This is a genomic window from Pseudomonas salomonii (assembly GCF_900107155.1).
GTDB classification, from domain to species: domain Bacteria; phylum Pseudomonadota; class Gammaproteobacteria; order Pseudomonadales; family Pseudomonadaceae; genus Aquipseudomonas; species Aquipseudomonas salomonii.
The window spans coordinates 1-15338 of the sequence record NZ_FNOX01000024.1 but is presented as its reverse complement, the minus strand read 5'-3'; the positions used below and the strand labels follow the sequence as shown (position 1 = coordinate 15338).

11 protein-coding genes are annotated in these 15338 nt (G+C 61.7%); 1 reads left to right on the top strand and 10 read right to left on the bottom strand.

Annotation, left to right across the window (positions count from 1 at the left end; genetic code table 11):
- Nucleotides 1–18 precede the first annotated feature (18 nt).
- The 10 genes from BLV67_RS31385 to BLV67_RS31340 form a co-directional block, all read right to left on the bottom strand.
- Entirely contained in the window at nucleotides 19–1470 is a 1452-nt protein-coding gene (locus tag BLV67_RS31385) for an efflux transporter outer membrane subunit (protein ID WP_069786430.1), read from the bottom strand.
- Nucleotides 1467–2525 (bottom strand): HlyD family secretion protein, encoded by a 1059-nt coding sequence (locus BLV67_RS31380; protein ID WP_069786431.1) that lies wholly within the window; start codon nucleotides 2523–2525, stop codon nucleotides 1467–1469. The genes BLV67_RS31385 and BLV67_RS31380 overlap by 4 nt, the downstream gene beginning before the upstream one ends.
- A gap of 15 nt (nucleotides 2526–2540) precedes the next feature.
- Nucleotides 2541–4076: an MFS transporter gene (locus tag BLV67_RS31375; RefSeq protein ID WP_069786432.1), complete on the bottom strand. Its 1536-nt coding sequence runs from the start codon at nucleotides 4074–4076 to the stop codon at nucleotides 2541–2543.
- Between the two features lie 226 nt (nucleotides 4077–4302).
- Nucleotides 4303–5223 carry a LysR family transcriptional regulator gene (locus BLV67_RS31370; protein ID WP_068931334.1) on the bottom strand — a complete coding sequence of 307 codons (921 nt, stop codon included), beginning with the start codon at nucleotides 5221–5223 and terminating at the stop codon, nucleotides 4303–4305.
- Between the two features lie 60 nt (nucleotides 5224–5283).
- On the bottom strand, nucleotides 5284–6132 hold the full coding sequence (locus BLV67_RS31365; protein ID WP_017136616.1) for an ABC transporter permease: 849 nt from the start codon (nucleotides 6130–6132) through the stop codon (nucleotides 5284–5286).
- 11 nt (nucleotides 6133–6143) lie between these two features.
- A complete protein-coding gene (locus tag BLV67_RS31360; RefSeq protein WP_017136617.1) occupies nucleotides 6144–6995 on the bottom strand; it encodes an ABC transporter ATP-binding protein in 852 nt (283 codons plus the stop codon).
- 20 nt (nucleotides 6996–7015) lie between these two features.
- Nucleotides 7016–7909: a TauD/TfdA dioxygenase family protein gene (locus BLV67_RS31355; protein ID WP_069786433.1), complete on the bottom strand. Its 894-nt coding sequence runs from the start codon at nucleotides 7907–7909 to the stop codon at nucleotides 7016–7018.
- A gap of 216 nt (nucleotides 7910–8125) precedes the next feature.
- On the bottom strand, nucleotides 8126–9490 hold the full coding sequence (locus tag BLV67_RS31350; RefSeq protein ID WP_065931496.1) for an HlyD family type I secretion periplasmic adaptor subunit: 1365 nt from the start codon (nucleotides 9488–9490) through the stop codon (nucleotides 8126–8128).
- A complete protein-coding gene (locus BLV67_RS31345) occupies nucleotides 9480–11636 on the bottom strand; it encodes a type I secretion system permease/ATPase (RefSeq protein WP_056858202.1) in 2157 nt (718 codons plus the stop codon). Before BLV67_RS31345 ends, BLV67_RS31350 begins: the two co-directional genes overlap by 11 nt.
- 41 nt (nucleotides 11637–11677) lie before the next feature.
- Nucleotides 11678–13036, bottom strand: a complete 1359-nt coding sequence (locus tag BLV67_RS31340; RefSeq protein ID WP_065931495.1) for a TolC family outer membrane protein — start codon at nucleotides 13034–13036, stop codon at nucleotides 11678–11680.
- Nucleotides 13037–13377: 341 nt separating this feature from the next.
- On the opposite strand from BLV67_RS31340, the gene BLV67_RS31335 reads away from it, so the two are divergent.
- Nucleotides 13378–15338 (top strand): retention module-containing protein (locus BLV67_RS31335; RefSeq protein WP_143039902.1); only part of this gene is annotated, 1961 nt, incomplete at its 3' end.

Sequence of the window (15338 nt, the reverse complement as noted above, 5' to 3'; positions counted from 1 at the left end):
TCCCACATTGGGTTATGTTCAGCCTGCCGGAATAGAGGCTGTGGCGGGGTAGACGGACTCCCAGCCACCGCCCAACGCCTTGTAAAGCCCCACCATCGCCAGCGACACGCCGGTGGAGCTTTCTACCCACTGCTCCTGCGTGGCCAGCAGCGCGCTTTGCACGGTGAGCACGTTGACGAAGTCCACCACGCCTTCGACGTACTGCTGTTGTGCGGTGCTCAACGCAATGCGGTTCTGGCGTACCGCTTCGGCGAGGCTGTCGCGGCGTAGTTGGCTGGCGTTGTAGCGGGTCAGTTGGTCATCGATCTCATGCCAGGCACGCAGTACGGTTTGCTGGTACGCCAGCGCCGCTTCCTGTTGCTGGGCTTCACGCAAATTCAACATGCCTTGCAGGCGCCCGCCATTGAACAGCGGCAGGCTGAACTGCGGGCCGAAGGCAAATGCGCGCGAGCCCCAGGAGCCGAAATCCGAGAGTTGCAGGGCTTGGGAGCCCAGGCTGCCGGACAAGGTGATACGCGGGTAAAAGTCGCCTTTTGCCACGCCAATACTGGCAGTGGCCGCATGCAGGCGCGCCTCGGCCTGGCGAATATCGGGCCGGCGCTCGGCCAGTTCCGACGGCAAGCCGATGGCGACCTGACGCGGGGTTTGCGGCACGGCGGCGTCCTTGGACAATTGCGCGTGCAGCGCTTGCGGCGGCTCGCCCATCAGCAGGCTCAGGGCGTTGATCAGTTGATCCTGACGCTGCTGCAAGTCCGGCAAACGCGCTTCGATGGCGGCAACCTGGGCGGCGGCTTCAGCTACATCCAGGTCGGTGGCCACGCCGTCGGCCAGGCGCAGTTGCGAGAGCTTGAGGCTGTGGCGGGCGACGTCGAGGTTTTGCTCGGTGACAGCGCGAGTGTTCTGCACGCCGCGCAGTTGGATGTAGTCCTGGGCGGTTTCGGCGAGCACCGACAGCAACACGGCGCGGCGGTCATCTTCAGCGACTTGCAGGGTGGCGTCGGCGGCTTCGGTTTCGCGTTTGACACGGCCCCAGAAGTCCAGCTCCCAGGCGGCGGAGAAGCCCATGTCCCATTGATTGTATGCCGACTGACCATTGCGGCCGGAAGGGTCGCTCAAACCTTTGCCGCTGTTGCGCTGGCGCAGGTAATCCCCGGTGGCGTTGACGTTGGGATAACGCTCGGCAGTGGTCACCTGACGCACGGCGCGGCTTTGTTGCAGGCGGCTGCTGGCCAGTTTCAGGTCGAGGTTATCGGTGAGCGCACGGCGCGTGAGGGCCGAGAGCTCTGCATCGTGGAACACGTCCCACCAACGCACCTGCAAAGGGGCGCTCACCGCACGGCTCTGCGCCTGACGGCCCTGGGGTTCGCGCCATTGGGTAACTTGTGGGCCTTGGGGCCGCTGAAAATCCGGGCCGACCGTGCAGGCGCTCAGGCTGATCAGGCTCAAGGTGAGCCAGGCAAATGGCTTCATTGCTGGGTCACCTCACGCGACTGCGCGACAGGCCGGGTGTCGACTGTGGCTTGCACCGACATGCCCACGCGCAGGCGTTCAATATGGGGCTGGTTCGGCTCCAGAATGATCTTCACCGGAATGCGCTGTACCACCTTGGTGAAGTTGCCGGTGGCGTTGTCCGGCCTGACCGACGCAAAGGTCACGCCGGTAGCAGGTGCCAGGCTTTCCAGATGGCCCTTGAGCAATTCGCCGTCGAGGCTGTCGACGCTGAGTTCTACGGCTTGGCCGGCATGCATATGCGACAGTTGCGTCTCCTGGAAATTGGCCACCACATAGGCCTGGGCCAACGGCACGACCGCGAGGATCTTGCTGCCCGGCGTCACATAGGCGCCGACCCGCACGGCACGCTCGCCGACCATGCCATCCACCGGCGCGACAATGCGTGTGTAGGACAGCTGATAACTGGCCATTTCCAGCGCGGCCTGAGCGCGTTTGAGTCCACCGTCGGCAGCGTCACGCTGGGCGGTGAGGATTTCCACTTGCTTGCGTTCAGCCGCCAGCACCGCCGTGGCTTTGGCCAGGTTTGCGGTGGCCTGGTCGATACGGGTCTTGGCTTGCTGGGCGTTCTGCACGGTGCCTGCGCCCACGCCGGCGAGGTGGTTGTAGCGGTTCAGTTCGTGCTCGGCGAACGCCACTTCGGCACGGTCGGCCGCGACGGTGGCCTGAGCCTGGGCGATCACCGAGCTTTGGCGTTCCAGGGTCGCTGTGGCGTTCTTCAACTGGGCCTGGGCGACCAGGGTGTCGGCGTCAGCGGCCTGGGCGGCAGCACGAAAATCGCGGTCGTCGATCAACGCCAGCAGTTGGCCGGCCTTGACCTGTTGGTTGTCTTCCACCAGCACGTCTTTGATAAAACCCGCCACGCGCGGCGCCACCAGAGTGAAGTCGGCGGCGACGAAGGCGTCGTTGGTGGTCTGGCGCTTGCTGCCCAGCACGCCCGGCGCGACCAGATAAACCAGTACGCCGACGGCAAACACAGCAATAACGAAGACGGCAATTTTGTCTTTGCGTTTCATGAGAATTCCTTGAGGCTAAGTCGGTGCGCGAGGCGGAAAGATCCGCGTGGGCATCCAGAAAATCAGCAGGATCAACGCCACTGCGACACCAGCCATGACGTAATAGAGGTCCGAAGAAGTCAGCACCACGGCCTGCTGGTGCAGGCGCTGGGCAAGGCCCGGCGCGTCGCCGTCGGCCAGGGGCGAGTTGCCCAGGTGATCCACCAGCATGGTCGAATGGAAGTGCTCACGCTGGGTGGTCAGCGTGTCCAGCACGGCCGTGGCGATCACCGCAGCCAGGCCTTTGACGGTGTTGAACCAGGCCGAGGCGAACGGCCCGTCCATCGGCTGGATGCTGCCGGTAGAGAGCATCAGCAGCGGCAATACAGCCATGGGTTGGCCGAAAATCTGCAGCAGGTACCAGCCGTAAAAATCGTCACGTATCCACGCCGAGGTAAGGTGCGAACTGCCGATGCAGCACAGCACCAGCATGCTCAAACCTGTGCCCAGCACCCAGCGGCAGTCGACCCAGCGCAGGTTGCACAGCGCCGCCACCAGCGGCAGCGCAATCAATTGCGGCAGCGCCATCAACAGCATCACCGGCGCGGTTTGCAGTGGCCGGTAACCCTGCACTTGGGCGAGAAAACTCGACGGGATGATGATCACCGAGGTCAGCACCATCAGCACGCCCGCCAGCACGATCAGGGCGAACGCCAGGTTGCGCAGGCCGAGCATCTGCAACTTGAAAAACGGCACGGGGTGCGACCATTCATTGAGCATGAACAGCACCAGCAACACGCTGCCGCCGATCAGCAGAAACGTGATCAGGCCGGATTCGAACCAGTCCAGGCGATTGCCCTGCAACAGGCCGATGACCAGCATGCAGATCGCCGGAAAACCCAGCAGCAGGCCGCGCCAGTTGAACTGCTTGAAGCGCTCCAGGCGCAGCGGGTCCTGCGGCAAGCCGTAAGCCACCGCGACCATCGCCAGCAGGCACGGCCCGACGATTTGCCAGAACGCCCATTGCCAGCCGACGTATTCGGTCCACAACGCCGCCAGCGGCGTGCCCAGGCTCGGGCCGAACGTGGCGGTGAGTGCGTAACCGGCCAGGCCGTAGAGCTTGACGTGGGCCGGCAGGAAACGCAGCGCCACGGTCATCAACATCGGCGGCAATGCGCCGCCGGCCAGGCCTTGCACGGTTCGCAGTATCAACAGGCTTTCGTAGTTCGGCGCAAACGGGCACAGGATGCCCGGCAGAGTGAACAGGCCGATGGCGCACAGGGTGAAGCGGCGCAGGGAGAAGGTCACCGAACACCACGGCGCAAAGGCCATGGCCGCCACGGAAGTGGCCGTGTAGGCCGCAACCAGCCAGGTGCCTTCGTCAAAGCCGATGAACAGCGCACCGCGAATATCCGCGAGGGCAACCTTGGTGACCATCTCGTTGAGACCCGAGACCAGCACCGCCAACAACACACCGACCAAGCCGATGATGATGCGCGGGCCGAACACAGGCGGGCTCAGGGCAGTAGGTTTGGCTGCAGCCTGGAGAGCGGGGGCAGCGAGGGATGTCATGAACGCGCAACTCGGAATTGGAAATACCCGAGCAGCTTAATGGGGTATATGCATGACAAAAAAGTTACTTGTTGGAAGCTTATAAGTGCGCCAGACGCAATCGTTGGAATGGCGCAAATCTAATGTGGGAGCTGGCTTGCCTGCGATAGCGGTCTGACTGTTTAGGATTCATTGCTGACCCACCGCAATCGCAGGCAAGCCAGCTCCCACATTGATCGAGTGCATCTCAGCTGGGCTGGGCTTCGAGCCAGGTAGCATGGCAGCTCTCGCGCATGGTCTCGCGTAGCCACTTATGGGCCGGGTCTTTGTCAAAGCGTGGGTGCCAGGATTGGGCCAATACCAAGGTCGGCAATGAGATCGGCAACGGGAAGGCGCGCAATGGCAGGTTCAGGCGGTTGGCGCTCAGCAACGCTTCCTTTGGCACCGGCAGCAGTAGATCGGAGTCGGGCAGCATGAACATCGCGCCGTGAAAGCCCGGGGCGATCATGGCCACGCGGCGCTCCAGGCCTTGAGCATTCAGCGCAGTGTCAATCGGCCCACGGGCGATGCCGCGTCGCGAAATGCTGATATGGGAATAACTGGCAAACCGTGCGGCAGTGATCTCTTCGTCGAACAGCGGGTGATCTTGCCGCGCCAAACCGACGAAGGTGGTGGAAAACAAATTCTGTACCTTCACCTCGGGGCTGGCCGGCAAGGTATTGCTCACGCGCAGGTCCAGGCGCCCTTCGCGCAGGGCGTCGTCGTCGGTGTTCCCTTCGGGCACAAAGCACAGCTCGCACAACGGCGCCATGCGCTCCATGGTGTCGAACAGCCGACCGCCATACACGCCGACAAAAAAGTCATTGGCCCTCACGCTGAAGCGGCGGCGCAAGGTGCTGAGGTCTACCTGGTCCGCTGAGCGAAACAACAACGCCGCCTGCTCCACCACGTTGCGCACCTGGCCTTGCAGCTGCAAGGCCTTGGGCGTCGGCACCAGGCCGCGGCCGGCACGCACCAGGATCGGGTCGCCCACCGCCTCGCGGATCCGCGTAAGGGTACGGCTCATGGCCGCCGGGCTGAGGTTCATCCGCCGCGCCGCGCCAACCACACTGCCCTCGTCGAGCAAGGCGTCGAGGGCGACCAGCAGGTTCATGTCCGGTAGTTGCATGCCAAGCACTCGTGATCAGTGGGGAGTGAATTGCACGCAATCCTAGCAGGGATCGGTGGCTCAGCGCTGCATGCCCCAACGCTTTACGGTGAGCCGCTCGAAGGTATCAAACACCAGGTTTTCCACCAGCAGGCCGATGAGGATCACCACGGCCAAACCGGCGAAGACCTTATCGGTATACAGCTCGTTGCGGTTCTGGAAGATGTACCACCCCAGCCCGCCCTTACCGCTGGTTGCGCCGAACACCAGTTCAGCGGCGATCAATGTGCGCCAGGCAAAGGCCCAGCCGATTTTAAGGCCCGCGAGGATCGACGGCAGTGCCGCCGGAATCAGGATGAACAACACAAAACGCATGCCCTTGAGGCCATAGTTACGACCGGCCATGCGCAGGGTTTCGGACACGCCGAGAAACCCCGAATAGGTGTTCAGCGCCAACGCCCACAGCACCGAATGCACCAGCACAAAGATCAGGCTGTTCTGCCCCAGGCCAAACCACAACAGCGCCAGCGGCAGCAGGGCAATCGCCGGCAGCGGGTTGAACATCGACGTCAGGGTACTGAGCAGGTCGCGGCCCAATTGCGTGGACACGGCCAAGGTGGTGAGGGCAAACGCCAACACGATGCCGATCAGGTAGCCCTTGATCAGCACCGCCAGCGAGATCCAGACCTTGCTCAACAGTTCACCGCTGAGCAAGCCGTCGAACAGCGCCTGGGACGTCTGCAAAAAGCTCGGCAGCAGCAGGTCGTTGTTCTGGTAGCGGGCGACCGCCTCCCAGAGAATCGCGAGCACGATCAGGATCAAGCCCTTGCGCAGCCAGCCTTGCTGCCACAGGCGTTGGCGCAGGGGCAATTCGCGCTCGACGGGGACGCTGAGCAGTGGTTCGAGGGTGACTTCAAATTCCTGGCGCATGGTGCGGCCCCTTAGTAAGCAATGCGGATATCGGCGAAACCCAACTCACGTTCGGCTTCGGGCGCTTCATCGAACAGCAGGCGATGAATACGCCGCGCCGACGCCTGGAATTCCACACCGCCGAGGCTGTGCAGGTCGTATTGATGGCTGTGGATTTCTGCCCGCACGCGCCCGGGGTGCGGCGACAACAACAGGATACGGTTGCCCACCACCAACGCCTCTTCGATGGAATGGGTGACGAACAACAGGGTGAAGCGCACCTCTTCCCACAGCAGCAGTAATTCCTCCTGCATCTTGCGCCGGGTCAGGGCATCGAGGGCGGCGAAGGGTTCGTCCATCAGCAGGATTTTCGGTTGCATGGCCAAGGCACGGGCGATGGCCACACGGGCCTTCATGCCGCCGGACAGGGTGTGCGGGTAGGCGTCGGCAAAGGCACTGAGGCCGACTTTTTCCAGGTAGTGCAGCGCGCGCTCTTCGGCTTCGCGGCGCTTGAGGGTCTTGGAGGCCAGCAGCGGGAACATCACGTTCTGTTTGACGGTTTTCCACGGTGGCAGTTGATCGAACTCCTGAAACACCACAATGCGATCCGGCCCAGGTTCGTCGACCTTTTGCCCCAACAGGCGAATTTCGCCTTCGCAGGGTTTGATAAACCCGGCAATGGACTTGAGCAAGGTGGATTTGCCGCACCCCGAAGGGCCGAGCAGCACGTAACGGTCGGCCGGGTCGATTTCGAAACTGACCTGGTGCGTGGCCCGCACCACGCGCTCGGGTGTGCGGTATTCGAGGCTGACGTTGTCCACCGCCAACAGCGGTTTGGCGGTACTCAGGGTGCTGGCCGCGTGGCCTTGCAGGGGCGCGTTCATGTCAACTCTCTTGCCGGGAATCAGAAAGGCGCATCGCCCTGGATGGTGGTGCGAAACAGTTTGCGGCGCAGGTGGCTCGGGCAACCGGCGGCCAGGTGGATCAGCGAGCGGTTGTCCCAGAACACCAGGTCGTGGGGCTGCCACTGGTGGCGGTAGATGTTCTGCGGCAGCACGCTGTGGGCGTAAAGCTGGGCCAGCAGGTCGCGGCTTTCGTCTTCCGGCAGGCCGACGATGCGGGTGGTGAAGCCTTCGCTGACGAACAGAGCTTTGCGGCCGTTTTCCGGGTGGGTGCGCACAATCGGGTGGACCACTTGCGCCACCTGAGCCAACTGTTCGGGCGTGAGGGTTGGGCGCCAGTTGCCTTCGAATTTGGTTTCGCTGTAACGCGCGGTGTAGGAGTGCGCGGCGCTGCGGCCTTCCACGGCTTTGCGCAGATGCTCGGGCAGTTGCTCCCAGGCTTTGTGCATGTCGGCGAACAGGGTGTCGCCGCCTTCGGACGGCAACTCTTGCGCGTGCAGCATTGAGCCCAGGCTGGGCAGCTCTTTATAGGAGAGGTCCGAATGCCAGAACTTGCCCGCGTCACCCAGGCCGATGGATTGGCCGTTCTCGATGATGTTGGAGACGATCAGGATTTCCGGGTGGTTAGCCAGCAGGAATTGTTTGAGCACGTGGATCTGCAGCACGCCGAAACGGCGGCTGAAGGCGATCTGTTGTTCAGGGGTAATGCGTTGGTCGCGGAACACCACGACGTGGTGGTCCAGGTGCGCGCGGTGAATGCGGGCGAAGTCCGTGTCGTTGACCGGGCGGGACAAGTCCAGGCCGATGACCTCGGCGCCGACACTGCCGGGCAGTGGGCGAATCTCGAAGAATTGGGCGGTGGGGGTCGCTGTTGGAACAGTAGAGGTGGCGGACATAAGGGCACTCCCGGTCGGACAGGGGAGTGAATTTATAGGTATAAGAATGGAAGCTTAAATACCGTTAGCGAATATCGATATGGCGATTTGCGGTAGGCATTGTGAAAGGTGGTGAGGCTGATGGCCCCTTCGCGAGCAAGCCCGCTCCCACATTTGGAATGCTTTCCAAGGTGGGAGCGGGCTTGCTCGCGAAGGCGTCGGTCCAGGCGATGCGGCTTAGCGCTCGTGCAACGCCTCGGCGCGCGCCTTGATGATCGGCTTGAGCAGGTAGCTGAGGATGCTTTTCTTGCCGGTGATGATGTCCACCGAGGCCACCATGCCGGGAATGATCAACAAGGGCTTCTCATCAGTGCCCAAGTGGCTGCGGTCGGTGCGAAGCGTGATCATGTAGTAGGTGGTCTTCTTGTCCTCATCGGTGATGGTGTCGGCACCGATGCGCTCAAGCTTGGCCTTCAGGCCGCCATAAATGGTGTAGTCATAGGCGGTGAACTTGACGATCGCCTCTTGCCCGGGATGCAGGAAGGCGATGTCTTGCGGGCGGATCTTGGCTTCAACCAGCAGGGTGTCATTGAGCGGCACGATTTCGACCATGTCGCTGCCCGGCTGGATCACGCCACCGACGGTGTTGACCAACAGCTGCTTGACGATGCCGCGCACCGGCGAGGTGACCAGGGTACGGCTGACGCGGTCTTCGAGGGCACGGCCGGTGGACTCGGCCTTGTTCAGCTCGGTGCGCGCTTCGTTGAGTTGGGTCAGGGCTTCGCTGCGGAATTTGCCACGGGTTTCGTCGATCTTGCGCTGCACTTCCTTGATCGCCGACTCGGCGCGCGGGATCGCCAGGGTGGTGGCGTCCAGCTGACCACGGGTTTCCATCTCGGCGCGCTTGAGGCGCAACACTTCCACCGGCGATACCGCGCCCTGGGCCACCAACGGCTCGGACATGTTGATTTCCTGGCGTTGCAGGGACAACTGGCTGCGGTACTGGCCTTGCTTGGAGCTGAATTCGCGCAGTTCCTGCTGGCGCTGCACCAGTTGCTCCTGCAAACCACCCACTTCGTCTTTCAACTGCTGACGGCGGCTTTCATACAGCGAACGCTCGTTGGCGGCCTGGCTGGGCGCAGCCTTGAGCACGTCATCCGGGATGTTCAGCGGACGGTCATCCACCTGCGCACTCAGGCGCTCGACGCGCAGTTGCATGGCCAGGCGCAAGGCTTCGGTTTCGCCGGCATTGGAGACAAACCGAGTGTCATCGAGGCGAATCAACGGCGCGCCGGCTTCGACGATCTGGCCTTCCTTCACATACAGTTCGGAGACGATGCCGCCTTCCAGGTTCTGGATTTTTTGCAGCTTGGACGACGGAATCGCCTTGCCGTCGCCTCGGGTAACTTCGTCGATGCTGGAAAAACCGGCCCAGGTCACCAGGAAGACGAAGAACGCAATGATGGCCCAGATGGTCAGGCGGATTACCCGCGGCGCATCTTCGATCAGCGCTTTGTTGACTTCAGGCAGGGGCTGGCCCTGCAGCGAGTCGGTGCCTTTGAAGTAGCGGCCGACCGCGCTTTTGATGGAGTTAAGCAACACTGATCTGCCCCTTTTTCAACGCTTCCATAACCACGGCTTTCGGGCCGTCTGCGAGGATCTGCCCACGGTCGACCACCAACAGGCGGTCCACCAGCGAGAGCAGTGAGGCACGGTGCGTCACCAGCACCACGGTCTTGTTTTGCACCACGGCTTGCAGGCGTTGTTTCAAGCGTTCTTCACCGGTGTTGTCCATGGCGCTGGTGGGTTCGTCCAGCAGCAGGATGGGCGGGTTGAGCAGCAGCGCACGGGCCAGGGCGACGTTCTGGCGCTGGCCGCCGGACAGGTTCTGCCCGCGCTCGCCCACTTGCAGTTCATAACCTTGTGGGTGCAGGCGGGCGAATTCGTGCACGCCGGCCAATTCCGCGGCTTGCAAGACCATTTCGTCTTCTACGTAGCGCGCACCGGACACCAAATTGTCACGCAGGGTGCCGGCCAGCAGTTGAATGTCTTGGGCGACGTAGCCGATGTTGTGGCGCAACTCGCTCACGTCGATCTGGCGCACGTCCACACCGTCCACCAGCAAGGCGCCGGAGTCGGGCTGGTACAGGCCGACAATCAGCTTGGCCAGGGAGCTTTTGCCCGAGCCACTGCGGCCGATGATGCCGATTTTCTCGCCCGGCTTGATCACCAGGTTGATGTTTTTCAGCGCGGCGTTCTGCTGGTTCGGGTACGTGAAGTTCAGGCCACGGCACTCGATGGCGCCTTGCAGGGTGCGGCGGCTCATGGGCCGCTCTTCGAAATTGCGCTCCTGGGGCAGCTCCATCATCTGGTCCACCGAGGTCATGGTGACCTTGGCTTGCTGGTAACGGGTCAGCAGGCCCGACAGCGAGGCCAGCGGGCTCAAAGCGCGGCCACTGAGCATGTAGCAGGCAATCAGGCCGCCCATGCTGAGGTTGCCGTCGATGATCTGGTACACGCCGAAGACGATCATGATCACGCCGGCCAGTTGCTGGATGAGCAAGGTCATGTTCATCGACAGGCCCGACAGCAACTTCACGCGCAGCTCGAGGCGGCTGAGGGTGCCGATGGTCTGCTCCCAGCCGTACTGGCGCTCGCTCTCGGCGTTGTTGACCTTGACCGCATCGAGCCCGGCGAGGGTTTCGATCAGGCTGGACTGGCGCTCGGCGGCCAGGGCCATGGTCCGCTCCATGGTCGCTACCAGCGGTTTTTGCAGGGCGTAGCCGATGCCCAAGGCCAGCGGGAACGCCAGTACCGGGATCCACACCAGGTGCCCGCCCAGGATGGCGATCACCAGGAAAATCAGCAACGTGAACGGCAGGTCGATCAGACTGGTGAGGGTCAAGGATGCGAGGAAATCACGCAGGCTCTGAAACTCATGGATGTTCTGCGCGAAGCTGCCAACCCGTGCCGGGCGGTACTTCATGGACATGCCCACAATGCGCTCGAACAGCGTGGCCGAGATGATCAGGTCGGTTTTCTTGCCGGCCAGGTCCAGGCACAAACTGCGCAGGCTTTTGAGCACCAGGTCGAACAGGTAGGCGCCGCAGATACCCACGGCCAGCACCCAGAGGGTGGCGGTGGCCTGGTTTGGCACGACACGGTCGTACACGTTCATCACAAACAGCGGCGCGGCCATGGCGATGATGTTGATCAGGAAGCTCGCGGCGATGGCGTCGGTGTAGAGCCAGCGCGAACGTTTGAGCGTGTCGCGAAACCACGAGCGCGCCCGAGGAATCAGGGTGCCGTGGTTGACGTCGAATTTATGCTGAGGCTGGGCGAAGAAGACCTTGCCGATGTAGTCGTCGGCCAGCAGCTCACGTTTGATCAGCACTTCACCGCCGTCGCTTTCGCTGAGCAGGATGCGTGCTTCGTCTTCGCCTTGCCAACCCACCAGCACGGTACTGCGACCGTCCTTGAGCAACAGCAACGCCGGCAGTGCAATCGTCGGGATCTGTTCCAGCTTGCGCTGCAACACCCGGCCTTGCAGCCCGGCACGCGCGGCTGCACGTGGCAGCAATTCGGCACTCAGGCGCTGCGACGGCAGCGGCAAACCGGTGGTGAGCATGGCCGCGCTGGCGGGCTTTTGATGCAGGGCACAGAGCGCCAACAGCCCGTCCAGTAACGGGTCGTCGTGCAGCGTGCGTGGATCATGACTGAGATGAACTCGACTGACTTCGGATTCCACGCGGTGCACTCTCGACTAACAGATAGGGCTATTGGGGTGGCTCAATTCATCCCAGGCAGTTGGACTTTAGGTTTCACGTCGTTCTGTACGACGGACGCCATCGGTGCGACTACGCCCTGGCTTTTGAGCAATTCGCCCATGGTCGCCTTGATTCGATATTGAGTAAATAACTGAATGTTCTTGATCTCTTCCAGACGACGGGAAGCGGTGAACAATTCGTTCTCACTGTCGAGCAAGTCGAGCAGGGTTCGTTGGCCCAGGCTGAACTGCTGCTGGTAAGACGTGCGCACGCGGGTGCTGTGGTCGACGTATTGCTGGGCAACCGGCAACTGCGCATTGGCGTTGTTCAAGGCGTTCCAGGCCAGGCCCAGTTCTTCATTGAGTTGGCGCAAGGCGTTGTTGCGGATATCCAGAGCCTGGCTGGCCTGGTACGACTTGGACTGCAGGTCGGCCTTGTTGCTGCCACCGGCAAACAGGTTGAAGCGCATGCGCACCATGGCTTCCCAGCCGTTGCTGTGGCCGGCATCGCCGCCGACGTTGTTGTCGGCATTAGTGCCCAGCTCCGCATCAAAGCGCGGGTAAAAGGTGGACTTGGCAGCTTCGTACTGACTTTCGGCGGCGGAGATATCCGACTCGGCCGAACGCAGGATCGGGCTGTTGTCGAGCATCTGGCGACGGGCTTCATTCAGGTCCGCCGGCAGCATGGCCATAAAAGGCGCTGGGCGCTCAAGCTGGTCGGGCATCTGGCCGACGGCGCTGAGGTAGTTGACCTGTGAGTCGGCCAGGTTGGTCTGCTCGGTGATCAGGTTGTTGCGGGCCTGGGCCAGACGCGCTTCGGCTTGGTCCTGGTCGGCACCGTTACCGACGCCGCGTTGGGTGCGCAGCTTGATCTGGTCGTAAATGCGTTCGTGGTTGCGCAGGTTTTCTTCAGCCAGGCGCACGAACTCACGGCGTGTCAGCACATCCAGGTACACCTGGGCGACAGTCAAACCGGTGCGTTCGGAAGTACCCAGCAAGGAGTAAGCGCGGGAATTGACGTTGGCTTGTTGGCGCCCGACTTCGCTGGAGGTGGCGAAACCGTCAAAAATCATCTGTTGCAGACGCAGGCTCGATTCGCCGCGGTTGTGGGTGTCCCACTGGTTGCCGTTCGGGCCGCTGGCGGCGCGGGTGGTGGAGTTGTCGGTGCCTTCACGACCGTAACCGGCGTTCAGGTCAACGCGTGGCAAGTAACCACCTTGAGCCGCGCGCAATTGGTAATCGGCGGCGATTCGGCTGTTCACGCCGGCTTGAATTTCCGGGTGCACATCCAGCGCCTGCTGCATGGCCTGGGGCAATGTTTGGGCGTGTACGAAACCGGCGGCGAGTACGAACGGTATTGCCTTGAACAGGTGCAGACGCATTAAAAAATTCCCCAGGACTTCTTGTCTCAAATCACAGCGATTGGCCTCGCTGCGTCGGATAATGGCTACCGTAATGACCGTACGTCGGAAAGTTCAAAAAGCGGAACTGCTTCACACATGTAGGACGGTTCGCCGCATAAATATCAATGTGACATTACGGGGCCAATTGTTTAGGATGGCGACAAGAAGGTCAATAGTTTGGCATAAACTAGATAACGAATAAATCTAGCCAATAATTTGACGTCATTAACTACATAGACTACGCCCCCTCCTGTCTGGCGCTCACCCCCGCGAGCGGCCACATGGAATTCATCAGAAACGGATCGCCGGAGAAATCTTTAATGAGCAGTGTTGTTGCCATCGTCAAAAGCATTGTTGGTCAAGTTTTCGTTATTTCTCCGGAAGGGACGCGCCGTGTCCTTGTAGAAGGTGACCGCCTGTTCGCAGGCGACCAGGTCGACACCGGCATGTCCGGCGCCGTGAGCCTTGAGCTGGCCGACGGCCGCACCCTGGACCTGGGCCGTGAAACCCAGTGGAGCGCCGACCTGCCGGACTCCAGCCTCGACCTGGCCGCTGCCGCCGAAAACGCCGCGCCGTCGGTTGCCGAACTGCAGCAAGCCATCGTCGCGGGCGCCGACCCGACCACCGACCTGGATGCTACCGCCGCCGGCGCGACGGCTGCCGGTAATGGTGCTGCGGGCGGGGGCCACAGCTTTGTTGTACTGGACGCGACTGCGGGCCGCGTCGACCCGACGATCGGCTTCCCGACCGGCCCACTGGGCCAGGGCGCCGCGACAACAACCCAACTCACGGGCGCCCAAGGCGCAGGCGGCAATGGCAACCTGGCCTTGCAGACGTCGACCCTGACGCTGAGCGCAACGCCAACCATCACTGAAGCCGGTGGTGTGCTGACCTACACCGCCACCGTCACGCAGCCGCCTGTCAATGACTTGAGCATCACCCTGTCCAACGGCGCAGTGATCACCATCACCGCCGGCCAACTGACCGGCACCGTCAACGTGCCGCTGGCACCGAATGACAGCCCGTACATCGACCCAAGCCAGATCAACGTGAACGTCACCGGCACCACCGGCGGCAACAACCTGGTGCTGACGATTGACCCGAACCCGGCCGTTACACAGATTACCGACACCATCGACACCACCACCGTCACGTTGACGGCGGGCAACACCGTGACTGAAGGCGGGCAGATCACTTACACCGCTACCCTGACCAATCCGGCGCAAACCCCGGTGACTGTCACCTTGAGCAATGGCTCGGTGATTACCATCAAGGCTGGGGAGTCGGTTGGCACGGTCGTCGTGGATACCCCGGCTAACGACGTTTACAACAACGGTTCGACTGTCACGACCACCATTACCGGTGCGACCGGCGGCAACTTTGAAAACCTGGTGCCGAGCACGACGCCTGCGGTTACTACGATTACGGATTCGATCGACACCACCACCGTCACATTGACGGCGGGCAACACCGTGACTGAAGGCGGGCAGATTACCTATACCGCTACCTTGACCAACCCGGCGCAGACGCCGGTGACTGTCACCTTGAGCAATGGCTCGGTGATTATCATCAAGGCTGGGGAGTCGGTTGGCACGGTCGTCGTGGATACCCCGGCTAACGACGTTTACAACAACGGTTCGACTGTCAGCACCACTATTACCGGTGTGACCGGTGGCAACTTTGAGAATCTGGTACCGAGCACCACGCCTGCGGTTACTACGATTACGGATTCGATCGACACCACCACCGTCACGTTGACGGCGGGTAACACCGTGACTGAAGGCGGGCAGATTACTTACACCGCTACCTTGACCAACCCGGCGCAGACGCCGGTGACTGTCACCTTGAGCAATGGCTCGGTGATTACGATCAAGGCTGGGGAGTCGGTCGGCACCGTCGTCGTGGATACTCCGGCTAACGACGTTTACAACAACGGTTCGACCGTCAGCACTACTATTACCGGTGCAACCGGTGGCAACTTTGAGAATCTGGTACCGAGCACCACGCCTGCGGTTACTACGATTACGGATTCGATCGATAACACCACCGTTTCCCTGACTGCTGATAAAGCGTCGGTGGTTGAAGGTGGTGATATCACTTACACCGCGACTTTGACTAACAAAGCGCAAACTGACGTCACTGTGACGCTTTCGAACGGTCAGACGATCACTATTAAAGCCGGTGAGACCACAGGCTCGACTGTGTTCAACACCCCAGCCAACGACGTCTATAACAACGGCAGCACGGTCAGCACCACCATCGCCAAAACCGAAGGCGGTAA